The sequence below is a fragment of the Achromobacter sp. GQ309 genome, from assembly GCF_059759315.1.
On the sequence record NZ_JCAXDP010000009.1, the window covers coordinates 110,357 to 131,231 of the forward strand.

At 66.1% G+C, this 20,875-nt stretch carries 19 protein-coding genes and 2 tRNA genes; 6 read left to right on the forward strand and 15 right to left on the reverse strand.

All coding sequences use genetic code 11. The annotated features are described in order from the left end of the window. Positions 1 to 19: 19 nt before the first annotated feature. From AC6CIE_RS25095 to hemA, 5 genes are all read right to left on the reverse strand, one after another. A complete protein-coding gene (locus AC6CIE_RS25095; RefSeq protein WP_175139516.1) occupies positions 20 to 580 on the reverse strand; it encodes a UbiX family flavin prenyltransferase in 561 nt (186 codons plus the stop codon). 7 nt (positions 581 to 587) lie between these two features. Beyond that, a complete protein-coding gene (gene grxD / locus AC6CIE_RS25100; protein WP_056319914.1) occupies positions 588 to 914 on the reverse strand; it encodes a Grx4 family monothiol glutaredoxin in 327 nt (108 codons plus the stop codon). Between the two features lie 130 nt (positions 915 to 1,044). Then, positions 1,045 to 1,878, reverse strand: coding sequence for a peptide chain release factor N(5)-glutamine methyltransferase (gene prmC, locus AC6CIE_RS25105; protein WP_239214942.1), 834 nt, complete (start codon positions 1,876 to 1,878; stop codon positions 1,045 to 1,047). 10 nt (positions 1,879 to 1,888) lie between these two features. Then, a complete protein-coding gene (gene prfA / locus AC6CIE_RS25110; protein ID WP_175122139.1) occupies positions 1,889 to 2,971 on the reverse strand; it encodes a peptide chain release factor 1 in 1,083 nt (360 codons plus the stop codon). 85 nt (positions 2,972 to 3,056) lie between these two features. Beyond that, positions 3,057 to 4,331, reverse strand: a complete 1,275-nt coding sequence (gene hemA / locus AC6CIE_RS25115; protein WP_056559840.1) for a glutamyl-tRNA reductase — start codon at positions 4,329 to 4,331, stop codon at positions 3,057 to 3,059. Positions 4,332 to 4,665: 334 nt separating this feature from the next. Here hemA and AC6CIE_RS25120 point away from each other — a divergent pair. From AC6CIE_RS25120 to AC6CIE_RS25130, 3 genes are all read left to right on the forward strand, one after another. After that, positions 4,666 to 4,741: transfer RNA gene (locus AC6CIE_RS25120), tRNA-Phe, on the forward strand. 218 nt (positions 4,742 to 4,959) lie between these two features. Next, positions 4,960 to 5,035, forward strand: a tRNA-Phe gene (locus AC6CIE_RS25125). 92 nt (positions 5,036 to 5,127) lie between these two features. After that, on the forward strand, positions 5,128 to 5,556 hold the full coding sequence (locus tag AC6CIE_RS25130; protein ID WP_498094467.1) for a YggL 50S ribosome-binding family protein: 429 nt from the start codon (positions 5,128 to 5,130) through the stop codon (positions 5,554 to 5,556). Between the two features lie 246 nt (positions 5,557 to 5,802). On the opposite strand, the gene AC6CIE_RS25135 is transcribed toward AC6CIE_RS25130, so the two are convergent. After that, a complete protein-coding gene (locus AC6CIE_RS25135) occupies positions 5,803 to 6,486 on the reverse strand; it encodes a hypothetical protein (protein ID WP_498094469.1) in 684 nt (227 codons plus the stop codon). Beyond that, complete coding sequence (locus tag AC6CIE_RS25140) at positions 6,473 to 7,021, reverse strand: hypothetical protein (protein ID WP_279973898.1); 549 nt, start codon at positions 7,019 to 7,021, stop codon at positions 6,473 to 6,475. Before AC6CIE_RS25140 ends, AC6CIE_RS25135 begins: the two co-directional genes overlap by 14 nt. A gap of 236 nt (positions 7,022 to 7,257) precedes the next feature. On the opposite strand from AC6CIE_RS25140, the gene AC6CIE_RS25145 reads away from it, so the two are divergent. Continuing rightward, entirely contained in the window at positions 7,258 to 9,756 is a 2,499-nt protein-coding gene (locus tag AC6CIE_RS25145) for a mechanosensitive ion channel family protein (RefSeq protein ID WP_498094471.1), read from the forward strand. Positions 9,757 to 9,806: 50 nt separating this feature from the next. On the opposite strand, the gene AC6CIE_RS25150 is transcribed toward AC6CIE_RS25145, so the two are convergent. Beyond that, complete coding sequence (locus AC6CIE_RS25150; protein WP_498094473.1) at positions 9,807 to 10,277, reverse strand: Lrp/AsnC family transcriptional regulator; 471 nt, start codon at positions 10,275 to 10,277, stop codon at positions 9,807 to 9,809. Positions 10,278 to 10,481: 204 nt separating this feature from the next. Here AC6CIE_RS25150 and AC6CIE_RS25155 point away from each other — a divergent pair, with 204 nt between their 5' ends. After that, on the forward strand, positions 10,482 to 11,126 hold the full coding sequence (locus AC6CIE_RS25155; protein WP_175122136.1) for a LysE family translocator: 645 nt from the start codon (positions 10,482 to 10,484) through the stop codon (positions 11,124 to 11,126). A 52-nt stretch (positions 11,127 to 11,178) separates the two neighbouring features. Continuing rightward, positions 11,179 to 12,084 carry an EamA family transporter gene (locus tag AC6CIE_RS25160; protein ID WP_239214938.1) on the forward strand — a complete coding sequence of 302 codons (906 nt, stop codon included), beginning with the start codon at positions 11,179 to 11,181 and terminating at the stop codon, positions 12,082 to 12,084. 76 nt (positions 12,085 to 12,160) lie between these two features. On the opposite strand, the gene AC6CIE_RS25165 is transcribed toward AC6CIE_RS25160, so the two are convergent. The 7 genes from AC6CIE_RS25165 to AC6CIE_RS25195 all read right to left on the reverse strand — a co-directional run bounded on the left by AC6CIE_RS25165 (position 12,161) and on the right by AC6CIE_RS25195 (position 20,872). Continuing rightward, the gene (locus AC6CIE_RS25165; protein ID WP_498094475.1) at positions 12,161 to 12,736 is read right to left on the reverse strand and encodes a hypothetical protein; all 576 of its coding nucleotides are present in this window, start codon (positions 12,734 to 12,736) and stop codon (positions 12,161 to 12,163) included. Positions 12,737 to 12,920: 184 nt separating this feature from the next. Further along, a complete protein-coding gene (locus AC6CIE_RS25170) occupies positions 12,921 to 13,892 on the reverse strand; it encodes a tripartite tricarboxylate transporter substrate-binding protein (RefSeq protein WP_495602622.1) in 972 nt (323 codons plus the stop codon). A gap of 43 nt (positions 13,893 to 13,935) precedes the next feature. After that, positions 13,936 to 14,721: a 2-oxo-tetronate isomerase gene (gene otnI / locus AC6CIE_RS25175; RefSeq protein WP_239214934.1), complete on the reverse strand. Its 786-nt coding sequence runs from the start codon at positions 14,719 to 14,721 to the stop codon at positions 13,936 to 13,938. Positions 14,722 to 14,802: 81 nt separating this feature from the next. Further along, the gene (locus AC6CIE_RS25180; protein WP_414631296.1) at positions 14,803 to 16,899 is read right to left on the reverse strand and encodes a TonB-dependent receptor domain-containing protein; all 2,097 of its coding nucleotides are present in this window, start codon (positions 16,897 to 16,899) and stop codon (positions 14,803 to 14,805) included. Between the two features lie 191 nt (positions 16,900 to 17,090). Then, a complete protein-coding gene (locus AC6CIE_RS25185) occupies positions 17,091 to 18,140 on the reverse strand; it encodes an ABC transporter substrate-binding protein (protein WP_175122131.1) in 1,050 nt (349 codons plus the stop codon). A gap of 90 nt (positions 18,141 to 18,230) precedes the next feature. Beyond that, on the reverse strand, positions 18,231 to 19,214 hold the full coding sequence (locus AC6CIE_RS25190; RefSeq protein ID WP_498094477.1) for a CobW family GTP-binding protein: 984 nt from the start codon (positions 19,212 to 19,214) through the stop codon (positions 18,231 to 18,233). Further along, positions 19,214 to 20,872: an amidohydrolase family protein gene (locus tag AC6CIE_RS25195; protein ID WP_279973888.1), complete on the reverse strand. Its 1,659-nt coding sequence runs from the start codon at positions 20,870 to 20,872 to the stop codon at positions 19,214 to 19,216. Before AC6CIE_RS25195 ends, AC6CIE_RS25190 begins: the two co-directional genes overlap by 1 nt. Between the last annotated feature and the right edge of the window lie 3 nt (positions 20,873 to 20,875).

Genomic DNA, 20,875 nt, shown 5'->3' on the forward strand with positions numbered 1-20,875 from the left:
ACGCGAAGGCGAGAACCTGCTAAGTGCCTTCCCAGTGCGGACCGGGCACGACAATGTCGAACATTTCCAGGACGCGGGCCACGGTGTGGTCCACCATTTCATCGATGGACTTGGGCCGGTGATAAAACGCCGGCAGCGGCGGAAACACGATGCCGCCCATTTCGGTCACGGCCGTCATGTTGCGCAGGTGCGCCAGATTAAACGGCGTCTCGCGCACCATCATCACCAGGCGGCGGCGCTCTTTGAGCGTGACGTCGGCGGCGCGCGTGATGAGGTTATCGGACAGGCCATGCGCCACCGCCGCCAGCGTACGCATCGAGCACGGCACGATCACCATGCCCGCGGTCTGGAACGCGCCGCTGGCCAGCGTGGCGCCCACGTCGCGAATGCTGTGCACGTGGTCGGCCAGCGCATAGACGTCCTGGCGGCTGACATCGAGTTCATGCTTGATGTTCAGCACGCCAGAAGCGGACACCACCAGATGCGACTCGACGTCTTCGACGTTGCGCAGCGCCTGCAGCATGCGCACCGCGTAGAGCGCGCCGGTGGCGCCCGTGATGCCGACGACGAGCCGCCGCATGATGGCGTTAAGCCGTGGCGCCGGATTGCTCCAGCAGCGTCTTCAGTTCGCCGGACTCGTTCATTTCATTCATGATGTCCGAGCCGCCGATGAACTCGCCGGACACGTACAGCTGCGGAATGGTGGGCCAGCTGGAGAATTCCTTGATGCCCTGGCGGACTTCGTCGTCCTCCAGCACATTGACCGTGACGAGCTTCTTCACGCCACAGCCCTTCAGGATTTGAATGGCCTTGCCGGAGAACCCGCATTGCGGGAACTGGGCGGTGCCCTTCATGAACAGCACGACGGGGTGCTGGGTAACGGTTTCGCGGATGAATTCTTGAACGTCGCTCATGGTGGTCTCTTGGACAGGCAAAACGGAATGGGTCAATTATAGGTACAGCCGGGAAAAGCGCCCGATTACCCCGGCGCGGCGCCGGTATATCCGGCAGATGCAACAGCAAATGTCGGGCCGAGCGCTGCGCTCAGGCACCGGAGACCGGCAAACGCCCGCCCGAGATCCGCTCGATCCCCGCCAGGTCCTGGCGGCTGTGCACATCTGCGAACCCCGCCTGGCGGAGCATGTCCCGTACCTGCTCCGCCTGATCCCAGCCATGCTCCATCCAAAGCGAGCCGCCGGGTTTCAGATGGGCGCGCGCGCCTTCGACAATACGCGCCAGATCTTCCAGTCCGCCCGCGCCATCAGTCAGCGCCCCCCGCGGCTCAAAGCGCAGGTCGCCCTGATCCAGATGCGGATCGTCGCTGGCCACATAGGGGGGATTCGACACGATCAGATCAAACCCTTCGCCGGCCGGCACCGCGTCGTACCAGCTTCCTTCCACGAAGCGCACCGCGGCCGTCAAATCCCAGGCGTTGCCGGCAGCCACCGCCAGTGCGGCCGCGCTGACGTCCGACGCCATCACCCGCGCGTCACGGCGCGCCAGGGCGATCGACACCGCGATCGCGCCGCTGCCCGTGCCCAGGTCCAGCACCATCGGCCCGGTGATGCCATCGATGCATTCCAGCGCGGTTTCCACCAGCACCTCGGTATCGGGGCGGGGAATCAGCACGTCGGGCGTCACGCGGAACCGGTGTCCCATGAATTCGCGATGACCCAGCAGGTAGGCCATGGGCTCCCCCGCCAACCGGCGCTGCGCGAGCGCCTCATACGCCGCCGCCACTTCGGGCGCCAGCGGATCGGTGTCGTGCGCCAGCAGCCACGCGCGGGGCTTGTTCAGCACGTGCTCCAGCAGCATGCGCACTTCCAGGCGCGGCAGCCGCGCGTCGAGCAGCAGACTCTTGATCTGGGGCGCGGTCATGGCGTCGGCCTTAAATGTCGTCGCCCAGCGCGGCAAGCTGCTCGGCCTGATGCTCGGCGATCAGCGCGCCGGTCAGTTCCTCGAGGTCGCCTTCCATGATCTGCTGCAGCTTGTACAGCGTCAGGTTGATGCGGTGATCGGTCACGCGGCCCTGCGGATAGTTGTAGGTGCGGATGCGCTCGGACCGGTCGCCCGTGCCGATCAGGCTCTTGCGCTCGGCGGCTTCCTTGCTCTGGCGCTCGCGCTCTTCCTTGTCCTTCAGGCGCGCGGCCAGCACCTGCATGGCCTTGTCCTTGTTGCGGTGCTGCGAACGGTCGTCCTGGCATTCCACCACCAGCCCGGTCGGCAAGTGGGTGATGCGCACGGCCGAATCGGTCTTGTTGATGTGCTGGCCGCCCGCGCCGCTGGCGCGGAAGGTGTCGATGCGCAGGTCGCTGGGATTGATGACGATTTCGGACATGGCATCGGCTTCGGCCATGATGGCCACCGTGCACGCCGACGTGTGGATGCGGCCCTGCGCCTCGGTCGCCGGCACGCGCTGCACGCGGTGCGCCCCCGATTCGAACTTCAGCCGGCCATACGCGCCGTCGCCGTCGATGCGCGCGATCACTTCCTTGTAGCCGCCCAGCTCGGACGCGCTTTCCGACATCAGTTCCACGCGCCAGCCACGCTGTTCCGCGTAGCGCGTGTACATGCGCAAGAGGTCGCCCGAGAACAGCGCGCTCTCGTCGCCGCCCGTGCCCGCGCGGATTTCCAGGAACACGCTGCGCCCGTCGTTGGGGTCGCGCGGCAGCAGCAGAAGCTGCAGCGCCGCTTCCAGCGATTCCAGCTTGACGCGCCCGGTCTTGATCTCTTCTTCGGCCATGGCCTTCATGTCGGGCTCGGACAGCATCTCCTGCGCGGTCGCGATGTCTTCCTCGGTGCGGGCGAACGCGGTAAAGGCTTCGACCACCGGTTCCAGTTCGGCGCGCTCGCGCGAAAGCTTGCGGAAGCGGTCCATGTCGGACGCGGTTTCCGGTTCGGCAAGCAGAGCATCGACCTCGATCAGGCGATGGCACAGATGCTCCAGCCGGCTGCGCATGGAAGATTTCATGAGGGGAGGACCAAAAGAGAAAACAGAGAAAGCGGGCGCCCACAAAGCGAACGCCCGCCAGGAGGCGGGGCGTGGGGCAGAGCCGCTAACGGCGGGAGTCGCGGCCGGGGAAGAGGCGCGGCATCCAGGCAAGCAGTTGCTTGCGGTCGTCGCCTTCGCTGCGGTTCAGCGCCGCAAGCGGGCCGTGCAGGTACTTTTGCGTGAGGCCGTGGGCCAGCTGCTCGAGCACGGCTTCGGGCGATTCGCCCCGCGCCAGCAGGCGGCGGGCGCGTTCCAGCTCGGCGGCGCGGACGTCTTCGGCAGCCTGGTGCAGGTCGCGGATGACGGGCACCACTTCGCGGGATTGCATCCAGTGCATGAAGCCCTGGACGCGGGTTTCGATGATGGCTTCGGCCTGCACCACCGCGGCGCGGCGCGCGTCGGTGCCGGTCTGCACCAGCCGGCCCAGGTCATCCACCGAGTACAGATAGACGTCGTCCAGACGGCCGACTTCGGGTTCGATGTCGCGCGGCACGGCCAGATCGATCATGACCATCGGGCGGTGACGGCGCAGGCGCGTAGCCCGTTCAACCATCCCCAGGCCGAGGATGGGCAGGGAGCTTGCCGTACAGGAAACGATGACGTCGAACTCGGACAGCCGCTCGGTCAGGTCGGACAGCTTCATCGTGCTGGCCGAGAAGCGGTTGGCCAGCAGTTCGGCGCGTTCGGCCGTGCGGTTGGCCACCACCATGCTGCGCGGACGTTGCGCGGCAAAGTGCGTGGCGCACAATTCGATCATTTCGCCCGCGCCGATGAACAGCGTGCGGGCCTGGTCCAGGTTGCCGAACACGCGCTCGGCAAGACGCACCGCGGCGGCGGCCATGGACACGGATTCGGCGCCGATGGCGGTTTGCGACCGGACTTCCTTGGCGACCGAGAAGGTGCGCTGGAACATCTGGTGCAGCAGCGTGCCGAGGGATCCGGCTTCGCCGGCGGCGCGCACCGCGTCCTTCATCTGGCCCACAATCTGGGTTTCGCCCAGCACCATGGAATCGAGGCCGCTTGCCACGCGGAAGGCGTGACGCACGGCGTCGTCTTGATGATGGCGATAGAGGTGCGGGCGCAGCGTGCCGGCGTCCAGGCGGTTGTGTTCAGCCAGCCAGGCGGGCAACTGATCCGCCACGTGGCCGTCGGCCGCGCAGTAGATCTCGGTGCGATTACAGGTGGACAGGATGGCGGCTTCGCGGACGGAGCCGCCGAATGCCGAACGCAAGCCTTCGAGGGCGGGCTTGACCAGATCAACGGGCATGGACACGCGTTCGCGGACCGACACCGGCGCGGACGTGTGATTCAGACCGAAGGCAAGGACAGCTACCGACATGTGTGAGGGATGGCGGAAAGCCACCCGCGGCTAAGCGTTAAGTACTGCCACTATAAGAACAATGCGTCGCAGCCCGCTTGTCGCGCGTCAAAGGCGGGAAAGCATCCGGCTGTAACAGCAAAACCGCTGACGATTATACTCCTGCGGGTTATCCCCAGGCCATTCCCGTCCCCAATCGCGGACAGTTGGCGCCCAATCGTGCCTTGTAGGCAACAGTTGACCGCTTTGCTGCCCCTGTACGGCGACATCGCGTGCCGGGTCACGAAAAAAAGCGACGCTTCCCCCGCCCGGCTGGCACAACGCCAAAAAATTGTGTATAGTTGCGGACTTCGTTGGCCTGGTAGCTCAGTCGGTAGAGCAGAGGATTGAAAATCCTTGTGTCGGTGGTTCGATTCCGCCCCAGGCCACCAAAAGAATTTCCGGGAGCTTCGGTTCCCACAAAAAGCCCAGCCTTGCGCTGGGTTTTTTGTTGATGGCGTCGCTGCGCCGCCCGTATTTTTTAGTGGTGGCGCTACACGCCGCCCGTATTTTGTTAGTGGTGGCGCTACAGGCCGCCCGTATTTTGTTAGTGGCGGCGCTAAACGCCGCCACGTGTCCCGACATTTTGTGTATAGTGGCGGGCTTCGTTGGCCTGGTAGCTCAGTCGGTAGAGCAGAGGATTGAAAATCCTTGTGTCGGTGGTTCGATTCCGCCCCAGGCCACCAAAAAATTCAGATCTTCGCCATGCCGAGGATTGTTTCTCCCAGATCGGGATGCTGCTTCCCCGACAGCCAGCGGATGGGGCCGCCGCGGGGACGTGCAGTTGTACGCCGCCGCACACAAGCCTCCATCACATCTCCTCGATTTCATCGCCCGCGAGGTCTCCGTGCGTAAATATCGATCGATTGCACCGGTGAATGGCCGCATGCGCCAGCTGAACCGCCGACAGCGCAAGAAGTTGCACGTTGGCGAATTCCAAGAGCTCCATTTCGAAGTGCGCGGCTCGCTCGTTAGCGGCATCGATGAAGACGCGTTCCTCAATGAGTTCATTGCGTGGATTGAATCCTGCAACCTTTACTTTGCCGGCGGCTTCAACGAAGGCGAGATCGGTGGCATAGTGCTTGCCGGAGCGGGGTCTCCAACCGAAGAGCAACGGCAATCTGTCGTCCGCTGGTTCAAGGAGCGCCCAGAAGTTGCCGAAGTCGAGGCGGGCAACTTCCAGGATTCCTTTTACGGTTACGACTGAGAACCGCCCGAACTGCGACGCTAGCGACCTAAGTCGGCGTTAATCTACTCATTATCTGCACAATATTGAGCAATTTATGAGCAGATTGCCGACGCTTCGCCAATCTCATGATGGGTACGACTGCCGTCTGCCAAAGAGCTACGCTTCGAAACCCCGCGTGAACAGCAGCCACCACCGTGCACGTCCTGCGCGCTCACGCCCGGTGAACGGTCACGCAGGCCCAGCCCCCGATTTCAGCACCCGATCTCAGCCCCTTAACGTCTTCAGGCGTTCCATGATGAGATCGGCACGCTCCGGCTCGGCAAGAAGTCCTGGAAGCACATTCGCCAAGTCGGGATTCTCGACGAGCTTGGAGATCGCGGCGCCCATGGCCTGGCGCAACGGCGCAGGCGAGGCGGCAAGTTCCGCCGCCAATTCCTCACGCCCATCCACAATGTTCAATATATCTTCCAGGTCGTGACTGTTCATAAAGTCACCTCCCCCCCGGCCAGCAAATGCCTCTAGCTTCGTCGCGACAAAGGCGACGGCGCTGATCAGCTTGATCGTCACCCCCCGTTCCAGCTCCATATCGCCAGCCGTCTCGACCGCGTAGGAATACCAGCGATTGGAGAAGCCTAGGATCTCCGGCTGAACGGGCATGAGATCGAAAAGCACGCCGGATTCCTTATGCACCCAGCGGCAAATGACATCACTGCTGACATCGCGCGCAAACCCACGCGCCGCAACGGCTTCTTCGAACCTATGAAACGCTGCACGATTGGCCTCCAGCACAGCGTCCACGTCGCGCGTCGCACGCACAGGGTCCGCCAAAGGGTCCGTGATCAGAAGGCCCGCCACAGCTCCGCCGACAAATACAACTTGTTCCCGCAATTCGCCCAGCGCCCTGGCGATGCTACGTAAATAGGGCAAGTTTGGGTCATCCGTTCGCATCTAAGACTCCTGCATCGGCGCGCATCAGTTCGGCCTCCAAAAGTTGCGTAGCGAGGTCGCGCTCACGGGCTCTGCCTGTGCGCAAGGCATCCACCAACGCCAGCATGCGGTGCAGGGCCGGATCCGCAAGCGCGGCCTGCGGCGCCGTCCGATACAGCGGCGAAAGCGTTGGTCCCTTGGCCACGCCCGTGGGATACGCCCAGACGGGGGCCTCCCCTGGCGCGGCGTTCAAGCGGCTGGCTAGCGGCTCGGTGCCGAAGGCAGTCGGAATGCCACGCTTGACCGGCCCCGGCGTCGCCGGCCAGACATAACGCACACCGTGGACGACAAACTCCAGAATATTCCCTCTTACCGGCCGCCATTTACCGCGTGCCGGCGCCACCGCCAACCCTGACGCGACCGCCCGCTTGACGCTTGCGTGGGCCTCCGAGGCGCTCATGTGCAACGCAGAACCCAGCGCAGCGTAGGTCCAATGCTGCGGCGGGTGGGCAGCAGCCTTGAGTAATACCAGGAGGTCTTGAGGCTTCAGGTCCATGAGCATATTCGCTATTCGCGAATAGCGAATATCACCCATGAACCGGTTTTTTGCAACTGCTACATGCGGCGCTCAGCGCCAGAGGCGGCTTCCGAATCGCAGCCTCCCGCACTCGTGCGTCCCTCTTCCCGCAACAGCCCTTCTAGCCCGCCGCATTTCGCGATATCGTGACATGCCGCCGTTTCGCAGTCGATCCCAAGTAACCGCACGTCCGTCCCCCACCACGGAGTCGCAACATGCGCGCACGCGCACGAATCCTCTTCTGGCTGTTTGGCCTGGTGCTGGGATGGGCGCGTGTGGCGCTTGCAGCGGAAACGCCGGCGCCTGCCGCGCCGCCCGCCGCGATCCAGATGGCCGAGATTCCGCTGCGGGCGGACACGGATTTGCGATACGCCGAGGGCGTGTTGCAGCGCGCGGCGACGGCGGATCCGTTGAGCGCGCTGATGCCGCCGCTCGATGCCATCGCCAAGTCCGCGGACGAAAAGCTCTACGAATTCCAGCCGGCCCAGCTGCGCAACTTTCCCATCATGCGGCTCGAAAGCCTGGAGCGGCACTGGCTCTTTGACGTGCGGCGGCTGGCGCGCTGGCGGGCCGACATGCGGCAGGCGACGGCCTGGTACGCGAGCGACGCGGCCGAGCTGCTGCGCCGGCGCACGGCGTGGCAGGCGATCAAGGACGCGCCGGGCGCGGCGGGGCTGCCGGCGGCATTGGCCGACCGCGTCGACGTGGTGATCGCGCAGTTGCTGGCGGCCAGCCAGGCGCTGTCCGTGCCGCTGTCGCGCCAGGTCGAACTGGAACAGCGGGCCAACGCGATCGAGGAACAGATCAAGGCAGGCCAGCGTCAGGTGATGGAGGCGATCAGCTATGTCGATGCGCGGCTCCTGCGCGTGGATTCGCCGCCGCTCTGGGCATTGGACTGGTCCGGAAGATCCGACCAGGACACCATGACCCTTTTGCGCCAAGGTCTGGACATCGAGGTCCGCTTCGCGCGCGACTACGGCGCCGCCGGCGCCAGCAATCAGCGCGCGCTGCACACTTTGCAACTGCTGCTGCTGCCGCTGCTGATCTGGCTGGCCAGAAAAAGCCGCAACGCCATCCGCACCGGCGTCATGAGCGAAACCGCTGCCGGTGTGCTCGGGCGGCCCATCTCCACGTGGGTCCTGTTGTCGATGATGGGCGTGCTGGCTCTGGAGCCGGACGCGCCGTTGATGGTGCAGCAGATCGCCCTGGTGCTGGCGGCGGTGCCGGTGCTGCGCCTGCTTCCACCCGCCAGCCGCCGGCATCTCGATCATTGGCCGCGGGTCATCACCGCGCTCTTCCTGGCCGAGCGGCTGGGCTTTCTGTTCCTGGCCAACACCCTCTTCTATCGTGTGTCGACCGTAGCGGCGGCGGTGGCGGCCCTGACGGCCATTCTGTGGCTGCTGGCGCGCGGACGGCGCCAGACCTATCCGCCCGGTTCCGAGCGGCTGGTGCGCGCCTTGCGCGCCGTCGCCTGGTGCGCGGCAGCCCTGCTGTGCGTGTCGCTGGGCGCGAACCTCATCGGCAATGTGTCGTTGTCCGAGATGCTGACCAGCGGCATCATCGGCAGCGGCTACTTCGGGCTGGTGCTGTATGCGGGCGTGACCGTCATCATCACGCTGCTGCAGCTTCTGCTGGCCCGTCAGGGCATTTCGCGCTTCCGGCTGGCGCGCGAACACGCGCCGCCGCTGGTGCTGCTGCTGATCCGCCTTGTCAGTGCCGCCGCGATCGTGGGCTGGGCGGTCTACACCATGGACCGGTTCCGCGTCCTGCGCGCCACATACGCCTTCGTGACGCAGGTGCTGTCGTACACGCTGGAAGTCGGCGAAGTCTCGATCAGCCTGGGCAACATCCTGGTCTTCGCGATCTCGGTCGTGATAGCCTTCTGGGCCGCGCGCGCGGTGCGCCTCATCCTGCACGACGAGGTCCTGACCCGCATGTCGCTGCCGCGCGGCGTCGGCAACAGCATCGCCTCGCTGTCTTACTACCTGGTGCTGCTGCTGGGTTTGGGCATCGCCCTGTCGGCCGCGGGTTTCCAGACCAGCCAGCTCACCATCGTGTTCGGCGCCCTGGGCGTGGGCATCGGCTTTGGCCTGCAGGGCGTGGTGAACAACTTCGTGTCGGGCCTGATCCTGATGTTCGAACGGCCGATCCAGCCCGGCGATGTCGTGGAGATCGGCGGCACGTCGGGCCAGGTAAGGGATATCGGCATGCGCGCCACCCGTATCAAGACGTTCGACGGCGCCGACGTGATCGTCCCGAACGGCACGCTGCTGTCCGACAAGCTGACCAACTGGACGATGCTGGACCGCAGCCGCAGGATCGAGATCAGCATCGGCCTGGCCTACGGCACCGACCCGCGGCAGGTGCTCGCGCTGCTGGACGACGTCGCGCGGCAGACGCCGGGCGTGGTCACGGAGCCTGCGCCCATGGTGCTCTTCATGGGCTTTGGCGCCAGCACACTGGATTTCAGCTTGCGCGCGTGGACCTACGACTTTGACCGGTGGATCGAGATCCGCAGCGACATGCTGGCGCGGATGTACGACGCGCTGCGGGATGCGGGCATCCAGATCCCCTTTCCGCAGCGGGACCTGCACTTGCGCAGTGTTTCGGAAGAAGCTGGCCGTGCGCTCCACGCGGCCTGGCCGGCCGACCCGCACGGGCCTGGCCCCGCGCGAACCGGCAGCCGGGACGGCGGCCAGCCGTCAGGGGCTTGAGCGGCCGGTTGCGCGCACGCATGAGCGCCCATGCCGCCCGGTGCGCCGGTTCACTCCCCAGCCATCACCGGCACCGTCAGCCCATTCTTCACCCGGCTCATCACCACCAGCGTCGAAAACCGCTTCACGTTGGGATTGCCCCAAAAGTGGCGCTGCGCGAACACCTCATATTCCGCCATGTCCCGCATGGTGAGCGTCAGCACGAAGTCGACCTCGCCCGTCACCGACAGGCACTGCATGATCTCGGGCGCGGTCTGCATGGCGCGCTTGAACTGGTCGAGCTTGTCGGCGCGCTCGCTTTCCAGCGACACCAGCACCACCATCGTGATCCCGCGTCCCACGGCGGCGGGGTCCACGACGGACACGTCGGCCGTCACCACCTTGGCGTCGCGCAGCCGCTTCATGCGGCGCAGGCAGGACACGGGCGACAGGTTCACGCGTTGCGCGACGTCCTGGCTGGTGCGCTGGTTGTCTTCTTGCAGGCTTTGCAGGATCTGCAGGTCGAAATCGTCTAGTTCCATGGGGCGCTCGGAACGCTTTTTAGGTGAAACATCGGGCAGGTTGCGGGTATCGGCCGATTCTAATCGTGGCTACGACGCAAACCGTCGAGAATTTGACGGGAAACTTCATTTCGAGCGTGCCGGACGCAGGAATTATTCAAGCCGCTTGCTTACACTGGGAGCCCTCCGCCCGCGCCGCCGGGAATTTCCACGCAGCACCCTGCAATGCCCTCACTCCAGCTTTTCCTGCTGTTCCTGGCCGCCGACGCGGCCTTGAAGCTCACGCCCGGCCCCGACATGGCCCTAACGCTGTCGCGCGGCATGACGCAAGGGTTTCGGCCCGCCTTCCATAGCGTGCTGGGCAACGTGGCCGCCGGTTTCATCCAGGTTCCGGCCGTGGTGCTGGGCCTGGCTTCCGTGCTGCGAACCTTTCCCACGCTTTTCGTCGGCATCAAGGCGGCGGGCGGCCTGTATCTGGGGTACCTGGGCATCAAGGCGATGATCCGGTGCGCGAACGCCGCCGAGGTATCGCTGGCGGCCCGGCCGGGCGACGCGCGCGACGCCTTCTGGCAGGGCTTCATCACCAACCTGCTCAATCCGAAGGTGCTGCTCTTCATGATCGCCTTCCTGCCGCAGTTCACCTCGCCGGACAATGGGCCGGTCTGGATCCAGATGCTGGTGCTGGGCATCACGATGAAGGCGCTCAGCCTGCCCTACGGCAGCTGCTTTGCGTACGGCGCGTCGCGCATCCGCGGCTGGGTCGCGCGCAATCCGTGGTTCCTGCGCGCGCAGCAGGGCATTCTGGGCGCGATCATGTTGGGGCTGGCGATCTACGTGCTGGTTTCCACGGCGATGAATCCGCAGCCCTGACCGTCCACGCCACATCCCTGACACAAGCGTTTTTGCACAACCCCCGCCTTCCATGACCGCCGCCACCTTGAACAACGGACACAACAGCGCCACGTCCACCCTGCTCCCCACCCTGTCGCTGATCGGCGCCATGGCCTCGCTGTGCGTGGGCACGTCGTTCGCGAAATCGCTGTTTCCGGAAGTGGGCGCACAAGGCACCACCGCGTATCGCATCGTCATCGGCGCCATCATCCTCTTGGCCTTCTGGCGGCCGTGGCGCTTTCCGCTGACGCGCGTCAATGCCGCGAAGATCGCCCTGTACGGCGTGACGCTGGCGTGCATGAACCTGCTGTTCTACATGGCGCTGAAAACGCTGCCGCTGGGCATTGCCATCGCCATCGAATTCACGGGACCGCTGACGCTGGCTGTGGTGCTGTCACGGCGCGCCATCGACTTTGTGTGGATCGCCTGCGCGCTGGCCGGCCTGATCCTGCTCATTCCCACCGGCCAGTCCGTCCACGACCTCGATCCGCAAGGCATCGCGTACGCGCTGGGGGCAGCGGTGTGCTGGGCGCTGTACATCATCTTCGGCAAGATGGCCGGCAACGTGCATGGCGGCCAGGCGACATCGCTGGGTCTGCTGGCGGCCGCGATGGTCGCCCTGCCCGTCGGCGCGGCGCACGCGGGCATGGCGCTGCTGGATCCCAAACTCATTCTGGCGGGCGTGGCCGTCGGCATCCTGTCCAGCGCTTTGCCCTATTCGCTGGAAATGGTGGCGCTGCGGCGGCTGCCGCAAAAGACGTTCGGCGTGCTGCTGAGCATGGAGCCGGCGATGGGCGCACTGGCCGGGGTCGTCGTGCTGAACGAACACCTGTCGCAGACGCAATGGCTGGCGATCGGAGGCATCATCATCGCCTCCGCCGGCTGCGCCGCGACGGCGCAGCGCAGCCGCAAGGCGCCGATTCCTGCGCCTGACTGATCGGCACCCTTCGCGGGCGGACACTGTCTCATCAGGTGTCTGACACTACCGCGGTCAATCGCCCTTGACCCCGCCATCAACCAAAACCCGGCTCGCGCTGCGGCAGCGATAGCGGGTCGAAGTCTTCCCAGTGGTTGTTGCGCCAGCGGCCGTTGGCGTGTTCCACGTCGGCGCCACCAGCATCGCGCAGAATGCGGCATGCCAGGATCTCGCGCTGCGGCCTGACCCGCACGGCGACCATGACCCCGGCCTGACGGATCTCGGCATGAGAGTCGGGATTGAAGTGGCCGTGCTGCGTGGTGCCATGCCCCGTCACCCAAAGCGCGCCGAACAGCGACCCGAGGTACGCGCCCACACCCGCCGCGGCCAGTATTGCGGCAGTGGAGTCGCTGAGTTCCGCCGCGACGAATCCGCCGAACACCGCAAACACGGCCCCTACGCCGCCCGCGCCCAGATAGGCGCCCATGTCGGCGCGCCCCGCGTCGGGGTCGGAACGCCGGTCGCCGCCATAGGGAAAGCGGCCGTGCTCGCCGGCGGGATTGACGTAGAAGGTATGGATATCCCAGTCGGGAAAGCCGCTGGTGGCAAGGCGGCTGGTGGCGGCCTTGGCGGCTTCAAAGCCCTCGAAGCGGGCAGCTACGATCAAAGACATGGCAGTCTCCTCGCCCGCGGTCCGGGCCGGATGCGCATCGTTTCATCGTACGCCCGCGCCGCCGCCGTGCACGCCGGCGTTACACCTTGCGGCGGCTGTTACCCCGCCCTTTGCTACCCAAACCCTTCTCACCCAGCGCCAAGTCCCGTTTACGCCTTGCCCGGCAACGCGTCACCCCGGCCCCTTATTCCGCGGAAAGCCCCTTGCCCTGAATGACCGCGCCCCAGCGTTCGTGCTCCTGCAGCGCGTACGCGCGAAAGGCATCGGGCGTGCTGCCGGTCGGCTCCAACCCCTGCAGCGTCAACTGCCTGACGACATCCGGCGATGTCAGCGCCTGCCGGATCGCCTGACTGAGCTTTTCCACGATGGGCGCGGGCGTGCCGGCCGGCGCGACCACGCCCTGCCAGGCCGCCGCCTCGAAGATCGGCCCGCCGGCCTCGGCAAACGTCGGTACGCCCGGCAGTTGCGCAGACCGTTTGGCGGACGGCATGGCAATCGCGCGCAGCCTGCCCGCCTGGATCAGCGGCCGGGCGGCGGCCAGGTCCGCCATCATCAGCGGCACCACGCCCGCGGCAACGTCCTGCAGCGCGGGCGGCGACCCTTTGTACGGCACCGCGGTCGCGCGGCCGCCGACGGTTTCCATGAACAGTTCCATCGCCAGATGATGCGGGCTGCCCACGCCCAGCGACGCATAGCTGCCCGGCGGCTCGCGTTTCAGGTAGGTCTTCACGTCGTCCAGCGTGTGCAGGCCCGAATCAGGCGCCGCGACCAGCACGATGGGCAGCGCCACCAGCGTGGACACCGGCGTCAGTTGCTGCTGCGGATCGTAGGGCAGATCGTCGTACAGCCACGGGTTGAGCGCCAGCGTGCTCATGCCCGCGGTCAGCACCGTGTAGCCGTCCGGCTGGGCGCGCGCGGCCTCCTGCGCGGCGACGATGGTGGCGGCGCCCGGGCGGTTCTCCACCACCACCGGCTGCCCCAGCGTCTGGCCGACATGCCGGGCCACGATGCGCGTCGCCAGATCGCTGCCCCCTCCCGCGCTGAACGGCACCAGCCACCGGATGGGCCGATCGGGATAGTCGGCCGCCCACGACGCGGCCGGCATGGCCGCGGCCAGCGCCGCCGAAAACAGCATGCGCAGCACGCCCTGGAACATGACGCTCACTCCTTTTGAACTTCAAATGCAGGATTGTTGCCGATCAGGCGCGCGCGGCGCTCAGCCAGCGCAGTCCGGCCGACGTGGAACCTGCGGGACGGTACTCGCAGCCGATCCAGCCGGTGTACTGCAACTCGCGCAGCACGCCGAAAACCCAGCCGTAATCGAGTTCGCCCCGGTCCGGCTCCTGGCGCAGCGGCACGCCGGCGATCTGCAGGTGGCCCACGCGCCCGGTGGGCAGGTACTCGCGCAGCTTGGCGGTGACGTCGCCTTCGACGATCTGGCAGTGGTACAGGTCCATCTGCACTTTCAGGTTGGGCGCATTGACCGCCTGCACGACGGCGTGCGCGTCCTCCTGGCGGTTCAGGAAATAGCCGGGGATGTCGCGCGTGTTGATCGGCTCGATCAGCAGCGTGACGCCGGCCGAACGCGCCTCGCGCGCGGCCCAGTCGAGATTGGCGTGATAGTAGTCCAGCATCGCCTCGCGCGAGGCATCAGGCGGCGCCACGCCCGCCATCACATGGACATTGGAACAAGACAACGCGGTGGCATAACAGAGGGCCTGCTCGATGCCGGCCTGGAACTCGGCCTGCCGGCCCGGCAGGGCCGCCAGCCCGCGATCGCCTTGCGCGCTGATGCCGGGCGGCGCATTGAACAGCACCTGCGCCACCCCGGCGGCGTCCATGCGCTCGCGCACGAACGCGGCGGGCGCTTCATAGGGAAACATGCACTCCACGCCCGCGTAGCCGTCGGCGGCGGCCGCCGCATAGCGGTCCAGGAACGCATGTTCCGTGTACATCATCGACAGATTGGCGGCGAACTTCAGCATGGCGGGCTCCTGGCGCGGGATGCCGCCGCGGACAGCGGCACCCGCCGAAAATAGCACAGCCCGCCGCCGCACCCAACCGGGTCAGTACGTCATGCGCACGCCCAGCAGCACGCTGCGGCCGGGCAGCGGCGCAACCGTCGAGATGAACGAGGCGTGGTTGTAAGCCAGCTTGTTCAGCAGGTTGGTGCCGCGCAGGAAGACCTCGTAGCCCGTGGCGCCGTACTGGCCGCGATAGGCCACCACCGCGTTGACCATGTTGTAGCCCGGCGTGGTGTCTTCATAGGCCGCAATGTCCTTCTGCGCGAACACGCGTGCGTATTCGACGCCGCCCGACCACTCTTGCCACTTGAAGTTGCCGCGCACGCCCGCACGTCCGGCCGGAATGCGCGGCAGATTGCCGTCGCCGCCCGTGAGCTTGCCGCGCACGTAGTCGCCGAACACCGCCGCCGAGAAGATCGGCGTGAACTGGTGCCGCAGTTCGCCTTCCACGCCCGTGAATTCCGCATCCTGCTGCGTGTATTCGATCAGGCGGAAGTCCTCGTAGCGATCCAGCGTGTTGGCGTAGATGTAGTTCTTCACGCGGTTGTGGAACACGCTTGCCGAGAACGTCGTGTCGCCCGAATGCTTGCGCAGCGTCAGGTCGATGTTGTGCGACGTTTCGCGCGTCAGGTCCGGATTACCCAGTTCATACGTATTGGTGGCGATGTGGATGCCGTCCGCATACAGCTCCTGCGCGTTGGGCAGGCGCTGCGAGCGCGACAGCGACAGCGCCACGGAATACTGCGGCGCAAAGTCCCAGATCGCGGCGGCCGACAGCGACGTGCCCGACAGACTGCTGCGCGGCGCGCCGCCCGACGGCGACACGCGCTGCCAGTCCTGACGCGCGCCCAGCTCGAAGCGCCAGTCGTTCAACTGGTATTCCTCCAGCAGGAACACGCCGTTCGAACGCGTCTTGCTCGGCGGCAGGAATGCCTCTTCGCCTTCGGCGCTGAAATCGCTGTATGCGTTCTGCAGGCCGATCACGCCGCGCCAGCCGGCGATGGGCTTGTGCTGCAGTTCCACCCGCATGTCGTAGCCCTTGTTCTTGAAACGCGTGCCGACCTCGCCGCCCTCGATCTCGTCGTGCTGGTAATCCGTCAGGCCACCGCGGAATCGGATCTTCTCGAAGCCTGCGAACGGATCCTGGTATTCGGCACGCAGGTCCATCCGGTTGCTGCGCAGCTTCACGTAGGGCACGCCGCCATGTTCATGATCATGGTCGTGGTCGTGGCCTTCCTCGCCTTCGTCCCCATGGTCGTGGTCATGGCCGCCGCAATGCAGATGCGTGCCGTGCGGATGGCAGCCTTCGTATTCGTGGTTGTGGCCGGGCAGGCCGTATTCGCTTTGCAGGTGCGTGAACGCCACGCCCACGTAGCCGCGCGGCGTGATCCACGACATGCCGACCGAGCCCTGCGTCGACTCGCTGTACGAGCCTTCCAGCTTGCCGCCGGGCCAGTCCGGCACGTCGTAGTCGCTGGTGCGGCGCTTCATGCCTTCGACGCGCACCGCGAACTGGCCCTCGCCCGCCGTGATGCCCACCGCGCCGGCGCGTTCCTTGGTGCCGGTGGCGCCGCGCAGTTCCGCTTCGGCCGCGATGCCCTTTTCCGGCACTTCGGTCGGAATCTTCTTGTCGATCACGTTCACCACGCCGCCGATCGCGCCGCCGCCGTACAGCAGCGTGGCCGGGCCGCGCAGCACTTCGATGCGGTCGGCCAGCAGCGGCTCGACGGTCACCGCATGGTCGGGCGAGATGGCCGAGGCATCCATCACTTCGGACCCATCGGACAGCACCTTTACGCGCGGAGCAGTCTGTCCGCGGATCACCGGACGGCTGGCGCCGCCGCCGAACGTGTCGCTGTTGACGCCCGGCAGGTTCTTGAGCGTTTCGCCCAGCGTGCCGTTGCGCTGCTCGATCAACGCATCGCCTTCCAGCACCGAGGCCGGCAGCGTGGTGCTGTTCAGGTCCAGCCCCAGCGGATTCGCGGAGACCGTGATCGGCGCCACGGTCTGCGTGCGGGTCTCGCCTTCGGTCTGCGCCTGGGCGACGGGCGCCATCAGCATCAGCGAGCACACCAGCGGCTTCAAGGGCGCCCGGCCAACCGCTCGAACGCGCGATGCTTTGCCGCGCGCTTTCCCCATCCCCAGCTTCTTACCGTTCATCTTTACTCTCTCGGATGTTATATCATTACAAACCAGCAGGCGGATGATATAACATTTCACTACGCATGCAGCGGCGTCCGGAAACGAAAAAGCGCGATTCCCCTGCAGGAATCGCGCTTCGGTGAAGCGGTCAGTGGCGCAAACGCGGGAAACGACGTCCCGCGTCCGTATCAACCCGCCTTGAACTCCTTGTTCCAGAACTCCAGCATCTCCGCCTTCTTCTCGGTCAATCCCTTCAGGTCGTACGCGTGCAGCAGCTTGACCTCGGCATCCGAGAAGCCCACGCGCTTCAATGCCTCGGGCAGCGACGCGTTGGTGACGGTGGGCGCGTAGCCCATCTTTTCCGCAAAGCCGATCTGGCCCTGGGGATCGAGCATGGCGTTCAGGTACGCCCACGCCGCGTCCTTGTTGCGGCTGTTCTTGGCGACGGCGGCTTCAAACGACACCGGCACCGATCCTTCCTTCGGAATCACGAAGCCCAGCGGCAGTCCGCTGTCCTTCCATTGCAGCGCACGCGCCTTCCACATGACGGCGATCGCGATTTCGCCGGACTTGAAGGCGGCCGCGACGGCTTCATTGGACGGGTAGATGCGCGGCGCGTTCGGCTTGAGCTTGGCCAGGAACCGCTTGCCGCCCTCGTAGTCCTTGGTGGTGCCGTCCGCGCCCAGTCCCACGAAGACCGAGTTGTAGAGATAAAGAATGTCGGAGAAGCCGACCTGGCCCTTCCACTTGGGATCCAGCAGCACCTGCAGCGAATCGGGCGGCGTCGGGAATTTCTCGGTGTTGTAGACCAGCGTCATCGCGCTGAAGATGTGCGGAATCGAGTACGGCGTCTTCAGCGTGTCGATCGCGTTGGCCAGGTTGGGCAGCTTCTTGACGTCCAGGGGCTCCAGCGTGCCGGAGCGCTCGGCGTCGTACATATCGACTTCACCCAGCAGCGCCACGTCCATGCTGCCGCGGCGCGAGTTCTTTTCGGCGCGCAGCTTGGTGACGCGGCCCACGGCGTTACCCGTGTCGTAGACCACCTTCACGTCCTGCTTGGCGACGATGGGATTGATGATCTGCTGCAGCAGGTTCTGGTAGTCGCCGCCCCAGGTGCCGACCACGATTTCCTTTTCGGCGGCGTGGGCCATGCCGGGCAGCCAGCCCAGGGCGGGCGCAAGCGCCAAGCCGGAGGCGGTCTTGATGAAGCCACGGCGATTCAGGTTTTTCTCTTGCATGACAACCTCGTATCGAAAAGAACTGACGACTAGCTACGGTGCACCGCGCGGCAGGCCAGTCTGGCCGCGCGGCCTTGGATTCAACGGTGTTCAGACCAGCATGTCGACCGGCGCATGCGGCGCGGAGGCACGGATTTCCTCGGCCTCGATGTCGCGCGCAATCACGATGATCGCGTCGCGCGCATCCGGCTGCCGCGTCAGCCGCTGCGGCAGGCTGAAGGTCGAGCCGACGGACTGGATCAAGATGGGTTCCTCGCAATCGCTGACGCGCACCACGGCTTTGACGCGCAGCAGGCGGTCGCCGCAGAGCCCGGCCAGGTTGTCCAGCCATTCGGAAAAATCGGTCCAGCTGATGCCGGGCTGCGCGCGCGCCGCCATCACGCGAATGCGCGGATGCGCCGCGCCCTGCCCGCCTGCCGACAGCATCCGCGCCGCCAACCCCGCCAGGTCGGACGTGCCTTGCGACGGCGCGAACGCGGCCCGCACGGCGCGGGTGCGATCCGGTTCCGCGACAACGACGGCCAGCGGATTCAGGGCCTCGGCACGCGCGGCACGAGCGCCCAGCGCACCGGGAACGGCCGGCAGCAGATCGGTCTTGGTCAGCACGATGCGATGCGCCGCCCCGAACTGCGCCATGGCCTCGTCCATCTCGGCCAGCGCGTCGGGATCACGCGCGCAATCGTCGGTGCAGACCACCGTCAGCCGCAGGCCGCGGCTGGCCAGTTCCGGATCCGCGAGCGACGCGATGATCGGGCCGGGCCGCGACAGCCCGCTGCATTCCAGGATGACGCGTTGCAAGGGGCCTTCGCCTTCGGGGCGGGGCGCGTCCAGCAGCGCGCTCAGCGTGTAGACCAGGTCGCTGCGCAGCGAGCAGCACACGCAGCCGTTGGCCATCAAGGTCATCGGCACGTTGTCGCTGTCATTGGCCACGATGGCCCCGTCCACGCCGACCTCGCCGGCCTCGTTGACGATCACGCCGGTGTCACGCGATTCCGGATCGCGCAGGTAGTCCACCAGCAGCGTGGTCTTGCCGCTGCCCAGAAACCCGCACAACAGGAACAGGTCGATGGCCATCAGGGTGCGTCCTCGCCCGTGTCGCATGGCGATCCCGACGGTGCGCCGCCGGTCGGCGGACGCTCGCCATCCGGATCGTCGGCCCAGCTGTCGCGGACCATCGCGCGCACGTCGGCCAGCAGCTCGGCGGTGTCGTACACCACGCCCGACTTGATGGTGGTCTGCAGGCAGCGCTGCCATTCGACCTTGGCGGTGTCGTCGTTCAGCCGCATGGCGCCCGTGCCGAACAGCAGCTTGAAGTCGGTCAGCGGGTTCTGGTCGTGGATCAGCAGGTCGGCGCGCTTCTGCACGTCGATGGAGCCGGTGTCGTCATCGATGCCCAGCAACGCCGCACTGTGCGACGTGGCCGCGCGCAAGACCTCGATGGGATGAAAGCCCGCTTCCTGCAGCAGCTCAAGTTCGCGGACGAAGCCGAATCCATAGATCTGATAGATGAAGCCCGAATCGCTGCCCGCGCAGACGCGTCCGCCCAGGTTCTTGTATTCGTTGATGAACTGCATCCATAGCCGGTAGTTCTGCTTCCACTCGATCTCGTTGGTGGTGCTCCAGCGATACCAGTAGGCGCCGTGGCCGCCGCGCTGCGGCTGGAAGTATCGCCACACCGCCTTCCACGTGTACTCGTCGTGCCAGTCCGCGCGGCGCGCGCGCATCAGGTCGCGGTTGGCGTCGTAGATGTTGAAGGTGGGCACGAAGGTGTGGCCCAGTTCCAGGAACTCGTCCATGACCTGGCGCCACTTGGCCGACCCCGGCTGCGCGGCCTGCATGAAGGTCTGGCCGGCCACCGCAAAGCGGTAATACTCGTCGCTGTAGTTGTAGTCCGTCGGAAACGACTGCACGACGCGGTCTTCGAACAGCGCCTCGGGCAGGCCGTAATAGTGTTCGGAACTGGTCAGCCCCCAGCGCGCGGACTTCATCGCGTTCACGCGCGTCACTGCCATCTGCGCATGATGGCAGCCCGAGCGCAGGCCTACCTTGGCCGCCTCGTCCAGCGCCGCTTCCATGATGGCGGGCGGGGCGCCGAAGAACTTGATGCCGTCCGCGCCGCGCGCGGCCAGCTTGCGCACCCATTCGCGGCCCTGCTCGGGCGTGTGGATGGTCTTGACGCGATCGTTCACCGCCGGGAACACGGAATGCACGATCATGCGCGGCGCGGCGATCTGGTTCGCGGCGGACAGCTCGCGCTGCTCCATCGTCCAGCCCAGGCCGCCCATCGCGCCCATTTCGCGCACGGTGGTGACGCCGTGCGCCAGCCACAGCTTGTAGATGTAGTCGGCGGGCGGCACGATGCCGCTCATGGCGTGATACGGCGTGCCGATGTGCGCGTGCGCGTCCACAAAGCCCGGCGTGACGAACTTGCCGTGGCAGTCGATCTCGTGGTCGCCCGGACCGGGCCGGCGCTTGGGATCGATGGCCTTGTGCGGCGTGCCCACATTGACCAGCGCCGTGATGCGATCGTTCTCGATCACGATGTCCACCGGCCCCCAGGGCGGCGCGCCGGTGCCGTCGATGATCGTGGCCCCGCGCAGGATCAGCCGCGGAAACGGTCCCAGGCCGCGGTCGCGCGGCGCGGGCGCCGAAGGCGGATGCCAGCCCTTGGCCGCGTTGACGTCACGCGACTCTTCGCCGACTTCCGACTGCGAAAACGTGGGATCGCTCATGGC

Bases quoted from the DNA above. Each gene is read 5' to 3' on its own strand.
- AC6CIE_RS25140 (WP_279973898.1), bottom strand. From the start codon at position 7,021: ATGGACCTGAAGCCTCAAGACCTCCTGGTATTACTCAAGGCTGCTGCC.
- AC6CIE_RS25135 (WP_498094469.1), bottom strand. From the start codon at position 6,486: ATGCGAACGGATGACCCAAACTTGCCCTATTTACGTAGCATCGCCAGG.
- AC6CIE_RS25095 (WP_175139516.1), bottom strand. From the start codon at position 580: ATGCGGCGGCTCGTCGTCGGCATCACGGGCGCCACCGGCGCGCTCTAC.
- prfA (WP_175122139.1), bottom strand. From the start codon at position 2,971: ATGAAATCTTCCATGCGCAGCCGGCTGGAGCATCTGTGCCATCGCCTG.
- AC6CIE_RS25145 (WP_498094471.1), top strand. From the start codon at position 7,258: ATGCGCGCACGCGCACGAATCCTCTTCTGGCTGTTTGGCCTGGTGCTG.
- AC6CIE_RS25160 (WP_239214938.1), top strand. From the start codon at position 11,179: ATGACCGCCGCCACCTTGAACAACGGACACAACAGCGCCACGTCCACC.
- AC6CIE_RS25155 (WP_175122136.1), top strand. From the start codon at position 10,482: ATGCCCTCACTCCAGCTTTTCCTGCTGTTCCTGGCCGCCGACGCGGCC.
- AC6CIE_RS25165 (WP_498094475.1), bottom strand. From the start codon at position 12,736: ATGTCTTTGATCGTAGCTGCCCGCTTCGAGGGCTTTGAAGCCGCCAAG.
- otnI (WP_239214934.1), bottom strand. From the start codon at position 14,721: ATGCTGAAGTTCGCCGCCAATCTGTCGATGATGTACACGGAACATGCG.
- hemA (WP_056559840.1), bottom strand. From the start codon at position 4,331: ATGTCGGTAGCTGTCCTTGCCTTCGGTCTGAATCACACGTCCGCGCCG.
- AC6CIE_RS25170 (WP_495602622.1), bottom strand. From the start codon at position 13,892: ATGTTCCAGGGCGTGCTGCGCATGCTGTTTTCGGCGGCGCTGGCCGCG.
- AC6CIE_RS25190 (WP_498094477.1), bottom strand. From the start codon at position 19,214: ATGGCCATCGACCTGTTCCTGTTGTGCGGGTTTCTGGGCAGCGGCAAG.
- AC6CIE_RS25195 (WP_279973888.1), bottom strand. From the start codon at position 20,872: ATGAGCGATCCCACGTTTTCGCAGTCGGAAGTCGGCGAAGAGTCGCGT.
- AC6CIE_RS25180 (WP_414631296.1), bottom strand. From the start codon at position 16,899: ATGGGGAAAGCGCGCGGCAAAGCATCGCGCGTTCGAGCGGTTGGCCGG.
- prmC (WP_239214942.1), bottom strand. From the start codon at position 1,878: ATGACCGCGCCCCAGATCAAGAGTCTGCTGCTCGACGCGCGGCTGCCG.
- AC6CIE_RS25185 (WP_175122131.1), bottom strand. From the start codon at position 18,140: ATGCAAGAGAAAAACCTGAATCGCCGTGGCTTCATCAAGACCGCCTCC.
- AC6CIE_RS25150 (WP_498094473.1), bottom strand. From the start codon at position 10,277: ATGGAACTAGACGATTTCGACCTGCAGATCCTGCAAAGCCTGCAAGAA.
- grxD (WP_056319914.1), bottom strand. From the start codon at position 914: ATGAGCGACGTTCAAGAATTCATCCGCGAAACCGTTACCCAGCACCCC.